The organism is Achromobacter sp. JUb104 (assembly GCF_024806975.1).
Classification (GTDB): Bacteria; Pseudomonadota; Gammaproteobacteria; order Burkholderiales; family Burkholderiaceae_B; genus Achromobacter; species Achromobacter spanius.
Genome location: NZ_JANUEY010000001.1, coordinates 2,039,188 through 2,053,125 on the forward strand (window position 1 = coordinate 2,039,188; position 13,938 = coordinate 2,053,125).

General features: G+C 65.7%; 13 protein-coding genes. 10 read left to right on the top strand and 3 right to left on the bottom strand.

Annotation, left to right across the window (positions count from 1 at the left end; genetic code table 11):
- Positions 1 to 36 precede the first annotated feature (36 nt).
- Positions 37 to 1,848 carry a sulfoacetaldehyde acetyltransferase gene (xsc, locus tag M2361_RS09170; protein WP_259248220.1) on the bottom strand — a complete coding sequence of 604 codons (1,812 nt, stop codon included), beginning with the start codon at positions 1,846 to 1,848 and terminating at the stop codon, positions 37 to 39.
- Positions 1,849 to 2,044: 196 nt separating this feature from the next.
- On the opposite strand from xsc, the gene M2361_RS09175 reads away from it, so the two are divergent.
- The 7 genes from M2361_RS09175 (at position 2,045) to M2361_RS09205 (ending at position 7,378) form a co-directional block, all read left to right on the top strand.
- The gene (locus M2361_RS09175; protein WP_259248222.1) at positions 2,045 to 2,803 is read left to right on the top strand and encodes an IclR family transcriptional regulator; all 759 of its coding nucleotides are present in this window, start codon (positions 2,045 to 2,047) and stop codon (positions 2,801 to 2,803) included.
- A gap of 71 nt (positions 2,804 to 2,874) precedes the next feature.
- Positions 2,875 to 4,263 carry an ATP-dependent RNA helicase DbpA gene (dbpA, locus tag M2361_RS09180; protein ID WP_259248224.1) on the top strand — a complete coding sequence of 463 codons (1,389 nt, stop codon included), beginning with the start codon at positions 2,875 to 2,877 and terminating at the stop codon, positions 4,261 to 4,263.
- 218 nt (positions 4,264 to 4,481) lie between these two features.
- On the top strand, positions 4,482 to 4,889 hold the full coding sequence (locus M2361_RS09185) for a DoxX family protein (RefSeq protein WP_259248226.1): 408 nt from the start codon (positions 4,482 to 4,484) through the stop codon (positions 4,887 to 4,889).
- Between the two features lie 261 nt (positions 4,890 to 5,150).
- Entirely contained in the window at positions 5,151 to 5,315 is a 165-nt protein-coding gene (locus tag M2361_RS09190; RefSeq protein WP_164741246.1) for a hypothetical protein, read from the top strand.
- A 76-nt stretch (positions 5,316 to 5,391) separates the two neighbouring features.
- Positions 5,392 to 5,688 carry a hypothetical protein gene (locus M2361_RS09195; RefSeq protein WP_259248232.1) on the top strand — a complete coding sequence of 99 codons (297 nt, stop codon included), beginning with the start codon at positions 5,392 to 5,394 and terminating at the stop codon, positions 5,686 to 5,688.
- Positions 5,689 to 6,759 (top strand): adenylate cyclase, encoded by a 1,071-nt coding sequence (locus tag M2361_RS09200; protein WP_259248238.1) that lies wholly within the window; start codon positions 5,689 to 5,691, stop codon positions 6,757 to 6,759.
- A gap of 82 nt (positions 6,760 to 6,841) precedes the next feature.
- Positions 6,842 to 7,378, top strand: a complete 537-nt coding sequence (locus tag M2361_RS09205; protein ID WP_230694382.1) for a peroxiredoxin — start codon at positions 6,842 to 6,844, stop codon at positions 7,376 to 7,378.
- Between the two features lie 84 nt (positions 7,379 to 7,462).
- Here the strand turns inward: M2361_RS09205 and M2361_RS09210 are convergent, their stop codons facing one another.
- Positions 7,463 to 8,911 carry a CoA transferase gene (locus tag M2361_RS09210; RefSeq protein WP_259248242.1) on the bottom strand — a complete coding sequence of 483 codons (1,449 nt, stop codon included), beginning with the start codon at positions 8,909 to 8,911 and terminating at the stop codon, positions 7,463 to 7,465.
- Between the two features lie 249 nt (positions 8,912 to 9,160).
- On the opposite strand from M2361_RS09210, the gene phrB reads away from it, so the two are divergent.
- The gene (phrB, locus tag M2361_RS09215; protein WP_259248244.1) at positions 9,161 to 10,579 is read left to right on the top strand and encodes a deoxyribodipyrimidine photo-lyase; all 1,419 of its coding nucleotides are present in this window, start codon (positions 9,161 to 9,163) and stop codon (positions 10,577 to 10,579) included.
- Positions 10,580 to 10,598: 19 nt separating this feature from the next.
- On the opposite strand, the gene M2361_RS09220 is transcribed toward phrB, so the two are convergent.
- Positions 10,599 to 10,928, bottom strand: a complete 330-nt coding sequence (locus tag M2361_RS09220; RefSeq protein ID WP_259248246.1) for a hypothetical protein — start codon at positions 10,926 to 10,928, stop codon at positions 10,599 to 10,601.
- Between the two features lie 255 nt (positions 10,929 to 11,183).
- Between M2361_RS09220 and M2361_RS09225 the strand changes: the two genes are divergently transcribed.
- Together M2361_RS09225 and M2361_RS09230 are read left to right on the top strand one after the other, a co-directional pair.
- Complete coding sequence (locus M2361_RS09225) at positions 11,184 to 12,722, top strand: DUF1800 domain-containing protein (RefSeq protein WP_259248248.1); 1,539 nt, start codon at positions 11,184 to 11,186, stop codon at positions 12,720 to 12,722.
- Between the two features lie 8 nt (positions 12,723 to 12,730).
- Positions 12,731 to 13,936 (top strand): DUF1501 domain-containing protein, encoded by a 1,206-nt coding sequence (locus tag M2361_RS09230; RefSeq protein ID WP_259248250.1) that lies wholly within the window; start codon positions 12,731 to 12,733, stop codon positions 13,934 to 13,936.
- Positions 13,937 to 13,938 lie beyond the last annotated feature (2 nt).

A 13,938-nucleotide genomic window follows, 5' to 3' on the forward strand; every position in this document is an offset into this window, starting at 1 on the left:
CGGCGCGAAGGCGCCGGGCGCGGACACCGCCTGCGGTCAGCGCCGTGCGGGATCAATCGGCAAGGGCACCTCGCCCGCCTGGAACGGCTGGTTCACGTAAGGCTTGTACTTGTCCAGGAAGCGCACCGGCTGCTTCAGGGCGTCGCGCCGGAAGGGATCGCCCAGTTCCTGGCTGACCATCATTTCCAGCACGGTGGTCTTGCCTTCGGATTGCGCCTGGCACGCGGCCTGCAACGCTGCGCCCACCTGGTCCGCGTGCTCGACCCGGATGCCCTCGGCCCCCATGGCGCGCGCCAGTTCAGAGAAGTTCGGGTTCAGCAGGTTGCTGCCCACGAAGCGGCGGCCGTAGAAGTCCACCTGGTTTTTCTTTTCAGCGCCCCATTGGCCGTTGTGAAAGACGACGGCGGTGACGGGAATTTTCTCGCGCACGCAGGTCAGCAGTTCCTGGAAGCTCATGCACCAGGCGCCGTCGCCCACATAGGCCACGGCCGGCCGGTCGGGTCGGCCCAGCTTGGCGCCGATCAACGCCGGCAGCGCGTAGCCGCAATTGCCAAAGCTCATGGCGGCCAGCATGGAGTTCGGTTCGTCAAAGCGCAGGTAGCTGTTGGACACCGAGCAGATGTTGCCGATGTCGGTGGACACCATCACATGCTTGGGCATGGCGCGTTCAAGCTCGCGCAGCATGCGCCGGGGGTGCATGCGGCCGCCGCCTTGCTCGATGATGTCCAGGCTCCAGTCGTCGCGTTCGTGCGACCAGCCGTCAAGCTCTGCTTCCCAGGCCGCCTTTTGGGACGCAATGTCGTCGCCGCGCGCGGCCTTGGTGCGCACGCACGCGACCTCGCGCGATTGGAGCTTGGCGGTCAGGGCGGCGGCGGCCGGCTTGGCGTCGCCGCAGATGCCCACCGACACCGGGCGCACCAGCCCCAGCATGCGGTGGTCGGCATCCACCTGGATGATGCGCGCGCCTTGGGGCCAGTAGTCCAGCCCATGCTGGGGCAAGGTGCCGAAGGGCCCCAGGCGCGTGCCCAAGGCCAGCACCACGTCGGCCTGCGACAGCAGTTTCATGCCGGCCTTGGCGCCCTGGTAGCCCAACGGCCCGCACCACAGCGGATGGCTGGCGGGAAAGGCGTCGTTGTGCAGATAGCTGGTGACGACCGGCGCGCCCAACAATTCGGCCAGCGCCACGCATTCGGCCTGGCCCTCCGAGAACAACACGCCGCCACCGGCCACGATGACCGGGAACTTGGCCTCGGCCAACAGGCGCGCGGCCGCTTCCAGGTCTTCTTCCGAACCCGGCCCGCGCCGGATGCGGCGCGGCTCGGGGATGGCCACGTCGATTTCGCCGTAGAAATAATCGCGCGGAATGTTCAGTTGCGTCGGGCCGCGTTCGGCCAGCGCGTTGTCAAAGGCCTTGGCTGTGAATTCCGCCATGCGGTCCGGGCGGTTCACGTGCGCCTGGTACTTGGTGATGCGCGAAAAAATGGGCAGTTGCTCGGTTTCCTGAAAGCCGCCCAGGCCCATGCCGGCCGTGCCGGTTTCGGGCGTGATCGCCACGACGGGGCTGTGCGCCCAGTAGGCGGCGGCCACCCCGGTCACGAAATTGGTGATGCCCGGTCCGTTCTGCGCAATGCAGACGCCGTGGCGGCCGGTCACCCGCGAATAGCCGTCGGCCATGTGGGCGGCGCCTTGTTCGTGCACGGTGGGCACAAAGCGGATGCCCGCGGCGGGGAACAAGTCCAGCGCGTCCATGAAGGCTGAACCGACAATGCCGAATACGTCTTTGACGCCCTGCGCGACCAGCGTCTCAACGAACGCTTCACTGGGGGTCATGTGTTGCTTGCTGCTCATGGTCTCTCTCCTGGCAGGCCGGCGCCGTGGGACGTTTGCGGAAAGCTTGCGTGAGGCTCGCTTCGTGCTTGCATCGTGGCCGGGGTGATTCGATACTGCCGGAGAAATCCCGCGTTTCCCATACCGCCGCGTTCCATTTTCTGCAAAATCCGTGCAACGCTGCCCCCACCGCCGCCGAATCTTCAAATATTGAAAGATGAAAGACGAATCCTCCGCCGCCTTGCGCGCGCTGACCCTGCTGGAACAGGTGGCCCAATCGGACACGCCGGTATCGCTGGCGGCGCTGACCGAGGCCACGGGCCTGCCCAAACCGTCGGTGCTGCGCATCCTCACGCGCCTGGTCGACGCCGGCATGCTGCTGCGCGAGCCCGCCGGCAAAAGCTATGTCAGCGGCCCACGCCTAAGCGCCCTGGCGCGCAACACCTTGCTGAATTCCCCGTTGCGCGGCGAACGCCATCGCATCCTGGACAGCCTGGTGGACGAGATCGGTGAAACCTGTAACTGCACCATGGTCGACGGGGACGAAGTCATCTACCTGGACCGCGTTGAAACCGCCTGGCCGCTGCGCGTGAACCTGCAAACGGGGTCGCGCGTGCCCCTGCACTGTTCGGCCAGCGGCAAGCTGTTTCTGGCCCACATGCGGCGCGAAGCGCGCGCGCGGCTGCTGGCCGCAGCCCCCCTGCCGCGCTATACGCCCAACACGCTGTGCGACGTGGACGCGCTGGAACAAGAGCTGCGCGCCATCCGCAAGGAAGGCGCCAGCTTCGACCGCGAAGAATTTTTGCTGGGCATAGTCTGCATGGCGGTGCCCATTTTGCGGGGGTCGCGCGTGATTGCCGCCGTGGCGCTGCACGCCCCGGTGGCGCGGCTGTCGATCGACGGCGCGCGCGCCTGGCTGCCGCGCATGCAAGCGGCCGCCCAGGCGCTTGCCGGCACCTACGAATCAGAAGGCTAGGGCCTGGCCATGGCAGGCTTTACACTGTCGGTCGACTTTGTTTTTTAGCGGATTTTGCAATCCGCCATATTGTGACCAACACGCCCTTTTCCACCCTGCCCCTCTTGCCCACCCTGCTCGACAACCTGCAAAGCCTGGGGTTCGAGCAAATGACGCCCATCCAGGCGCAAAGCCTGCCGCTGATCCTGGAAGGCCGCGACATCATCGCGCAAGCCAAGACCGGCAGCGGCAAGACCGCGGCGTTCGGCCTGGGCGTGCTGCAAAAGCTGGACACCACCACGCTGACGCCGCAAGCCCTGCTGGTTTGCCCCACGCGCGAACTGGCTGACCAGGTCGCGCAGGAATTGCGCCGCCTGGCGCGCCTGATTCCCAACGTCAAGATCCTGACCCTGTGCGGCGGCGCGCCCGCCCGCCCCCAAGCCGAATCGCTGGCGCGCGGCGCGCACCTTGTCGTGGGTACGCCCGGCCGCATTCAAGACCACCTGGAACGCGGCAGCCTGGACCTGACCGGCCTGACCACGCTGGTGCTGGACGAGGCCGACCGCATGGTCGACATGGGCTTCTACGACGACATCGTCGCCATTGCCTCGCATTGCCCCACCAAGCGCCAGACGCTGCTGTTTTCGGCCACCTACCCGGACAACATCCGCAAGCTCAGCGCGCGCTTCCTGCGCAACCCGGCCGAGGTCAAGGTGGAAGCGCAGCACGATTCCAGCCGCATCGAGCAGATCTTCTACGAGATCGACGGCAAAGACCGCCTGGACGCCGTGGCCCGCCTGCTGGCGCATTTCCGCCCGGTATCCACACTGGCCTTCTGCAACACCAAGGTCCGCAGCCACGACCTGGTTGAACGCCTGCAGGCCGACGGCATCAGCGCGCAAGCCCTGAACGGCGACCTGGAACAACGCGAACGCGATGAAATCCTGATCCAGTTCGCCAACCAGAGCTGCGCCGTGCTGGTGGCCACCGACGTGGCCGCCCGTGGCCTGGACATCCAGAACCTGGGCGCCGTGATCAATGTGGACGTCACGAAAGACACCGAAGTGCACGTGCACCGCATCGGCCGCAGCGGCCGGGGCGACCAGAAGGGCCTGGCGCTAAGCCTGTGCTCGCCCGACGAGATGCGCTGGGCAAACCTGGTTGAGCAATACCAGGGTTCGCCGTTGAAGTGGGGCGACATCAAATCGCTCAAGCCCAAGGCCGACCGCCCCTTGCGCGCCCCCATGGTGACGCTGTGCATCCAGGGCGGCAAGAAAGACAAGCTGCGCCCGGGCGACCTGCTGGGCGCCCTGACCGGCGACGGCGGGCTGACGTTTGAACAGGTGGGCAAGATCAACATCACGGAATTCAACGCCTACGTGGCGCTGGACCGCCAGATTGCCAAGCAGGCGTTTTCGCGGGTGTCCAACAGCAACATCAAGGGCCGGCGCTTCCGCATGCGCTTTCTTGAGGAATTCTGATCCTGGGCTTGACCGGATACGTTTGGGCAGACGTCGCGCGCCGCATCGCGATGTCAGCGTGACGAAAACTTGATGATTTCGCTGGGCATTTGCAATAATGGCGCCGCTTGACGCAGCCGCCACGCTTGGCGCGAGACGGTGTGGACTTGGAACCAATGGTTCGCGGTGGGTTCCAACGAAGCCTTGTCCCTTATTAACCATCACAAGAGAAACTCACCATGATCAAGTCCGACGATACCGGCAAGCTGATCCTGCGCCTGACCCTTGGCATTCTGATTCTGCTTCACGGCCTGTCCAAACTGATGGGCGGCGGCGTAACGGGCATCAGCGGCATGCTGTCTTCGCATGGCCTGCCGGGCTTTCTGGCCTATGGCGTCTACGTGGGCGAAATCATCGCGCCCGTGCTGCTCATCATTGGCGTCTACACGCGCCTGGGCGCTTTGATCATCGCCATCAACATGGTGGTTGCCATTTTGCTGGCGCACACCGGCCAATTGGGCAGCCTGTCCAATAACGGCGGCTGGGCGCTGGAACTGCAAGGCATGTTCCTGTTCACCGCGCTGGCGCTGGCCTTCATGGGCGCCGGCCGTTTCAGCCTTGCCGGCAACGGCGGCCGCTGGAACTGACGCCAGGCGCGCCATGCGCCATCGCCGTAACGCCGCATGACGTGGCGTTACGCAACACGGGGCCGCTCACGCGGCCCCGTTGCTTTTGCGGCAAAGATTGATACCAACGACATGCGCCGTCACGCAGGCGCAAACATCGGTCACGCGAAAGCTGTTTCGGATCGATTACAAAGACGAACCGCCGTCATCCGGTATGGCCTAATCCTTACCAGCGCACCCAGGGCGTAAGCCACGCCTGGCGCAGGTTGGGAGTCATGAAAAATGAAAAAGAGCCTTCTGTTGATGATGGTGATGGCCAGTTCGCTGACCGGTTGCGTCGTGGTGCCCGCCCGCCCGGCCCACTATCGCCCCGCGCCGGTCTATTACACGCCGCACTACTACTACCCCGCGTATCCCGCGCCGCATTATTACTACCGTGGATATTGACCGTCGCGTTATTGACCCTTGCGTTATTGACCGTCGCGTTATTGACCGTCCGTTGCGACGTGTCCCAGGAGCTGCCATGACGCCCTCTATCCGGATCTCCCTGCTTCGACCCGCCGTGGCCGCCGTTGCGCTGCTGACGCTATGCGCCGGCGCGATGGCGCAAACCTACGCGCCGCCCCCTGCGCCCGCCGCCCCCGCCTATGACGGCGGCGACCCCGCCAACGCCAATCTGGCCTTGGTGGACCGCAGCCCCGAACCGCCCCCGCCCCTGCCCGTTTACGTGCAGCCGCCCGCGCCGGCCGATGGCTATATGTGGGTGCCCGGCTACTGGAGCCGCAATCAGTACGGCTTTTTCTGGGTGCCCGGCGCCTAGGTGCTCGCCCCCTACGCCGGCGCGCTCTGGACGCCCGGCTACTGGGGCTTCACCAATGGCCTGTATGTGTGGAACGCGGGCTATTGGGGCCCCCACGTCGGCTTTTATGGCGGCATCAACTACGGCTTCGGCTATGTGGGGCTGGGGTATGTGGGCGGCTACTGGAAGCGCGACCGCTTCTACTACAACCGCTCGGTGACCAACGTGAACGTCACCCGCGTCACCAACGTGTACAACCACACCGTGGTCGTCAACAACATCGATAACCGCCGTGTCAGCTATCACGGCGGCCCCAACGGCATCCGACGCGCGGCGGACCCGCGCGAAGTGGCTGCCCGCAAGGACCGCCACGCGCCGCCTACCGACATGCAACGCCGCTACGTACGCGATGCCGGCAGCAACCGCGCGCAGTTCTACGACCACAACAAGGGCCGCCCGCCACAAGCGTTCGTGGACCATCGCGACGATGGGCGCCCCTCGCAAGGGCCACGCCCCGGTGGCGACAACAAGCGCCCCGATGCCGATCGCGGCAACAACAACCCAAGTCGCGGCGATCAGGCGCGAGGCCCGGGGCCATCGCAGGGACGCGACGTGTCGCAGCGGGATCAACCGCAGCGGGATCAACAGCGTGGTCCGCAGCAGCGTGATCAACAGCAACGTGAGCAACCACGTGGCCCGCAGCAGCGCGATCAACAGCGTGACCCGCAGCGCGATCAACAGGCTGCCTCGCAGCAATCGCGCCAACAACAGCAGCGCGATCAGCAGGCTCGCCAGCAGCAGCAACAAGATCGACAGCAGCAAGCACGCCAGCAACAGGAGCGCGAGCAACGCCAGCAGCAAGGCCGCGAACAGCAACAGCAGGCACGCCAGCAACAGGCACGGGAACACCAAGCCCGGGAGCAGCAGGCGCGTCAGCAACAAGCGCGCGAACAGCCACGACAGCAGGCGCAAGCGCGTCCGCAGCAAGAGCGTCCGCAACAACAAGCTCGCCCGCAGCAAGCACGTGAACAACCCCAGCAGCGCCAGCAAGGCGGCGGCGAAGGCCGGGGCGGCGGCCCGAATCGGGACTGAACTGGACCCCCGGGCGCGCTAGCACTACAGTAGGCCTCTTGCCGCCGACCGTCGCGCGCCCCACTGATTATTGGAGACTCCCATGAAGCGCCTTGTACCTTGCCTGATGTTCTGCGGCCTGCTCGCCGCCGCGTCCGCCCAGGCCGCCTTGAATGTCGGCGCGCCCGCTCCAGACTTCAGCACGCAGGCCTCGCTGGGCGGAAAGGTCTTCACGTTCAAGCTGAACGACGCGCTCAAGCAAGGCCCGGTCGTGCTGTATTTCTTTCCCGCCGCGTTCACGCAAGGCTGCACCATCGAAGCGCACAACTTCGCCGAAGCCACCGACGAATACAAGTCGCTGGGCGCCACCGTCATCGGCGTATCCACGGACGACATTGATACGCTGAACAAATTCTCGGTCAGCGAATGCCGTGGCAAATTCGCCGTGGCGGCCGATGGCGACGGCAAGATCATGAAGGCTTACGACGCCGTGCACGACAAGCGCCCGGAATACGCACAGCGCGTGTCGTACGTGATTTCGCCGGAAGGCAAGATCCTGTATGAATTCACGGACATGAGCCCCGAATCGCACGTAGCCAACACCATGCGCGCGCTGCGGGACTGGAAGGCCAAGCAATAGGCGGCCTGGAACGGGCCGCCAAAAATAAGCATCCAAAAAACAAGGCGCCCGAAAGGCGCCTTGTCATTGAAACGATAGCCCGGCCTAATTGAACGGCCAAACCGTGGGATGCGACCCAGGCGGATTCGACGGGCGTGTCCAGCGGGCCGGCGTTTCGGAAAAACGCGCGGGGTGGCGTACGGCCACCAATTCGCCAAAACCCGATGCTTCCGTATCCAACAAGCCATCAAAGCCGGGCATTCGGCCGTTGAGTCCGCCATCCACCCTGCCCAGGCCACGCAGCCAATGCGCGGTTTGCGCAAGCGACACGCGGACGTGCCAACTACCGCCTTCGGTCGCCTGGCGGGCCAGCGCCACCTGCGCGCCAAACGCCATCAGGTAGCCCGACGCATAGTCCAGGATCTGCATGGGCAAGGGCTTGGGCGCTTCCTGGCCCGCTGCCTGGGCTTCGGCATGGTTGAAGCCCGTGGCGGTTTGCACCAGCGAATCGAAACCGCGGCGGTTGGCCCAGGGGCCCTCGTTTCCATACGCGGTCAGCGACACATACACAATGCCCGGGCGGATGCGCGCGGCGTCCTGCGGCCCAAAGCCCAACGCGGCCAAGCCGCCCGGCCGGTAGCCCTGTACGAATACGTGCGCGCTGCGCAGCAAATTGCCCAGCGCAATACGGCCGTCGGCGGTGTCCAGGTCCGCCTGCACCGAAAGCTTGCCCCGGCTGGTTTCTATGATGTTGTCGATATTGGGCAGCTGCGGCGAATTCACCAACATCACGTCGGCGCCATAGGCAGCCAGCGTGCGGCCACAGACGGGGCCGGCGATGATGCGGGTCAGGTCCAGTACCCGGATGTCTTTCAGCGGCCGCGCGCCATGGCCGTACTTGGGCAAGGGCCGGGGGTCGGCCTCGCCGATGCGTTCGACCGTCAGCAAGGGCTGGGCGGCAATGGCCTGGCCCTGCGGATGCCGGTCCCATTCGTCAAAGCTGCGCATGGCGGACACGACCAAGCCCGCATCGGCGGCCACCTGTTCAAAGTCCAGCGCTTTCCAGCGGCCCAACGCGGCTTCCACCGTTTCGCGCGTGGTGCCTTCGCCCGTGGGGCAGCCCAAGAGCGCCAGCGCGCCGTCCCGGTGGTGGGCAAAGTTGGCATGGATGCGAACCCAGCCCCCGTCGCCACAGCGGTACAAGCCGCTGATGGGGTCCCAGATGTTGGGCGTGACGCCGTTGATCGTGAAGTGGCCGCGGCATTCCTGGGCGGCGTGCAGCATGTCGATGCTGACCTGCTGACGCGTCCCGCCGCGCAGATACCAGAGTTCAGCCGCGGCCAGCGCCGCTGCCGCCATGCTGGTTTGCGCGGCCGCCCCCACCGCGAAAGAAGACGGAAACACGGGATCGGCGCCAGTCAGCGCCACGTGGTCCAGCGACTCGCCGGGCAAATCAAGTGAACGCCACAATGTCTGCAGGGCGTCGCGGGAGGTCGTGCCGGCGGATGTGCGTCCTCGTAGAAAGGACGGGCGAAGGTCCATCAGATTTCCCATAGCGTTCAACTTTTCTTAGTCGTTGAACTGATTACAAGGCGGCGACCCGAGCGCGTCAATACAAGACTTGGGGCAGCGTGTTTCACGGTTTGACCGTTATCGGGGCCCTAGCGGGTGCGGCAGCCGCGCGGCGCCGTCACATCTACTCGTAGTTTTTACATCGTCTTCCAGGCCACTGGCCAATATAGAATGCCAGCCTCGACGGTCAGCCGTGCTGTCCGCCCTTTTTTTGCCCTGGACCCGCCATCCATGAATACGCTGCTCTGGCTGCGCACCGACCTGCGCATGCACGACAACCCCGCGCTGGCCGCCGCCGCCGAAAACGGCACGGTGACCGCCCTGTTCCTGGCCGCGCCCGAGCAATGGCGCCTGCATGGCGACGCGCCGGCCAAGGTGGACTTCTGGCTGCGCAACCTGCATGAACTGTCGCACAGCCTGGGCGAGCGCGGCATTCCCCTGAAGCTACTGACCGTGGCCGACTGGAGCCAGGCGCCCGACGCCATCGCGGCCTTCTGCCAGGCGCACGACATCACCCAGGTGCACGCCAATACCGAATGGGCCATCAACGAACGCCGCCGCGATACGGCCGTGGCAGGCGCCCTGGACGCGATCGGCGTGGACTGGACGCTGCATCATGGCGCGACGCTGCTGCGGCCCGGCACGGTGCTGACCGGCAAAGGCGAGTGCTATCGCGTCTACACCCCGTATGCGCGCACCTGCCGTGAACGCCTGCGCACAGCGCCCATTGCCGCGCTGCCCGCCCCCCGCGCGCAGACCCCGCCGGACTGGCAGGCGGACCCCTTGCCCGACGCCTTCGACGGCTTTGCGCCGCCCAGCGACGCCGTGCGGGCGCTCTGGCCCGCGGGCGAGGCGGCCGCCGGCGACAGGCTGGACGCCTTTACCGATGGCGTCATCGACGCCTACAAGGATGAACGCGATTTTCCGTCGCTACCCGCCACCAGTTGCCTGTCGCCCTATCTGGCGGCGGGCGTGCTGTCCCCCGGCCAGGCGCTGCGCGCGGCGCTGGCGGCCAACCATGGCGAGCTGGACAGCGGCAAGGTGGGCGCGGCCACGTGGATCAATGAACTGCTGTGGCGCGAGTTCTACCAGCATCTGCTGGCCGCATACCCGTCGCTGTCCATGCACCAGCCCATGAAGCCGGAAACCGCCGCCGTGCCGTGGCGTGACGCGCCCGACGACCTGCGCGCCTGGCAAGAAGGCAAGACGGGTATCCCGATCGTGGACGCGGCCATGCGCCAGTTGCTGACGCTGGGTTGGATGCATAACCGGCTGCGCATGGTGACGGCCATGTTTCTGTCGAAGAATCTGCTGATCGATTGGCGGCTGGGCGAAGCCTGGTTCATGGCGCATCTGGTTGACGGCGACCTGGCCGCCAACAACGGCGGCTGGCAGTGGAGCGCGTCCACGGGCGCCGACGCGGTGCCGTACTTCCGGGTGTTCAACCCGCTGTCGCAATCGAAGCGCTTTGATCCGCGTGGTGTGTTCCTGCGTGAATGGCTGCCTGAACTTGCGCACCTGGATGACCAGGCCATTCACGACCCCAGCCCCATGGAGCGCGCGGCGGCTGGTTACCCGTCGCAGATTGTGGACCTGGCCCAGAGCCGGCTGCGGGCGCTGGAGGCGTTCGGCAACTTGCCGGCTGCGTGATCGCGGGCCGCCAGGCGTATCAGGATCCCGCCGCCTGCTTGTCCAGGCGCCGGATGAACACCTGCAATTCCTTTTCCACCTGCTTGTCGCCACGCGCCTGAGCCGCCGCCATGCCGCTGTTCCAGGCGGCGCGCGCGCCGTCCTGGTCGCCCCGCCCCAGGCACGCCTTGCCCAGCCATTTCCATGCCACCGAATAGGCGGGGTCAAAGGCCAGCGCCGCGCGCAGGTGGGTTTCGGCTTCAGGAAAACAATCCTGTTCGGCATAGGCCTTGCCTAGCGAAAACCGCAACAACATGTTGTCGGTGCCCTTGGCCAGCATTGCCTCCAGGCGTTCGATCATTCCTTCCATCTTTGCGCTCCTATCGCTTGCAGCCCTAGCTTGCATCCTGGGCTTGCACCCATCCTTTGCACCCATCGCTTGCAGGCCTGCACAGCGGCAATGATAGGACGGCGCGCAACGCGGTCGGGGCAATGGCCCCATCGCACGTCCGGATTAAGCCGACGCCACAACAAGCGGTTTCCTTGCGTTTCAACGCGCCCCGTCCGGGAATGTTCGGGTGGATTATCGTGTCAGACGTTTTGTCGCCCTAGAGAGGTTTGCTTCATGACGCGATTGCGAACAGCACTGCTGAAAGTCGTGCCCATGCTGTGGTTGCCGCTGGCTGCCGCTGCCCATGCGCAGCCCACCGAGCACGACGTCGCGTTGGTCAACCGCATTACCTGGGGCGCGACCCCGGCCGAACTTGCCCGCTTCCAAGAGATGGGCGCGCAGCGCTATCTGCAAGCTCAATTGCACCCTGACGCGCAGGCGAAGCTGCCTGCCCCGGTGCAGCAAGGCATTGACGCCTTGTCCATCAACCGCCAGTCCGAACAAGACGCGCAGGCCGTGCAGCGCAACATGCGCCAAGACGCCCGCAAGCTCGACCCGGACGCCAAATTGCAGGCCCAACGCGCCGCGCGCGCCATCTCGCGGCAACGCGCCGACGACACCGCCCAGCGCGCCGTTTGGCGCGCGCTGTATTCGCCCAATCAATTGCAGGAACAGATGACGTGGTTCTGGATGAACCACTTCAACGTGTTCGCCGCCAAGGGCGACGTTGGCACCTACCTATCGCAGTACGAAGACCGCGCCATCCGCCCGCATGCCCTGGGCAATTTTCGCGACATGCTGCGGGCCACGGTCCGGTCTCCGGCCATGCTGGTCTATCTGGACAACACCCGCAATATCGCGGGCCAACTCAACGAGAACTACGCGCGCGAACTCATGGAGCTGCACACCATGGGCGTGAACGGCGGCTACACGCAGGGCGATGTCCAGGAACTGGCGCGCATTCTGACGGGCCTGGGTGTGCACAACAGCAACAAGGCGCCCAAGGTCAAGCCCGCGCTGCGGGGCGATCTGGTGCAAGACGGCCTGTTCCTCTTCAACCCGGCGCGCCATGACGACGGCGACAAGGTTTTTCTGGGGCACAAGATTCGCGGTGGCGGGTTGGCGGAAGTGGATCAGGCCATCGACTTGCTGGCACGCCACCCGGCAACGGCGCGTCACGTCAGCGCCAAGTTGGCGGCCTACTTCGTGGGCGAATCACCGCCGCCCGCGCTGGTCGATCGCATGGCCAAGACGTTCCTGGCGCAAGATGGCAACATCGCGGCCACGTTGCAGACCTTGTTCGCGTCGCAGGAGTTCAAGCAGTCCCTGAAGACAGGCGTATTCAAGGACCCGGTTCACTACGTATATTCGTCGCTGCGCCTGACCTACGCCGACCTGCCGCCCATCCGCAACCCGAAGCCGGTGCTGTCGATGCTGCGCCAGATGGGGCAAGGCTTGTATCAACGCCAGACGCCAGACGGCTACCCGATGTCGAAATCAGACTGGTCCGGTTCCGGTCAGATGACGCAGCGCTTTGAAATTGCCCGCAGCATTGCGGGCGGGCCCCAGGTCTTCTATCGGACCGTCGACCCCAGCGCGCCGGCTGAACCGCCCAAGCCGGTGGAGCTGCCCAAGATTCCCCGGCTGCTCGATGCCACCCCAGGGCTGTTTCCGACCTTGTCCACCGCCACGCGCGAGGCGATCAGCCAGGCCGGGAAGCCCGTGGATGCCAACACCTACCTGCTGGCCTCGCCAGAGTTCATGCGCCGCTAGGAGACCCAATGGATCGTCGCCGCTTACTTCAAATGATGGCCGCCGCCCCCTTGGTACTGGGGGGCAGCCGCCTGTACGCGGCGCCCGCCGCGTCGGGCAACCGCTTGCTGATTGTGTTCATGCGCGGGGCTTACGACGCCGCCAGCCTGCTGGTGCCCACAACCAGCGACTTCTATTACGAAGCGCGCCCCAGCATCGCCATCGGCCGGCCAGGTTCGGGCGATGGCGCCGCCCTGCCCCTGGCGGACGGCTGGGGCCTGCACCCGGCGTTGGCCGACAGCCTGCTGCCCTTCTATCGCAACAAGCAACTGGCCTTCGTGCCCTTCGCGGGCACCAACGACCTGAGCCGCAGCCATTTCGAAACCCAGAACGGTATCGAGCTGGGGCGCGGCGCCAAGCAAGACGGCAACTACCGGTCGGGGTTCCTGAATCGCCTGGCCACCACCTTGGACGCGGCGAGCACGGCGCGCGCCCAGCCGGCGGCCTTCACATCGGAAGTGCCGCAGATTTTCAGGGGCGAGGCGCGCGTACCTAACGTTGATCTGGGCGGGGCAAACCGGAAGTCGCGCCTGAGCGCGGCCGACAACCGCGCCATCGCCGCCATGTATCGCGACACGGACCTGCATGCGTCCGTGGACGAAGGCCAGCGCATCATGGGCGCCACGCGCCAGGAGCTGGAAGCCGAAATGCAGGCGGCCAGCGGCAACGCGGTATCCACCGACAAGCTGGAAAAGGAAATTCGCCGCATCGCCCGCTTCATGACCGACCGCTACAACCTGGGCTTTGTGGACGTGGGCGGATGGGATACCCATGTCGGCCAGGGCGCCGCCACGGGCGCGTTGGCCGGCCGCTTCGGGCAGCTTGGCCGCGCGCTGGCCGCTTATGCCGATGCCATGGGGCCGGCCTGGGAACAGACCACCGTGGTCGTCATCAGCGAGTTCGGCCGCACGTTCCGCGAAAACGGCAACAAGGGAACCGACCACGGCCACGGCACGGTGTACTGGGTGATGGGCGGAAATGTACGGGGCGGACGCATCGCGGGGCGGCAGGTGCCGGTCAGGCACGACACGCTCTTCCAGGACCGCGACTACCCCGTGCTGAATGAATACCGTGCCGTCTTCGCCGGCCTGTTCAAGCGCTTGTACGGCCTGGACCGCGCGCGGTTGGCGCGGGTGTTTCCGGGCGTGGCGCCTGTCGACCTAGGACTGGTCTGATA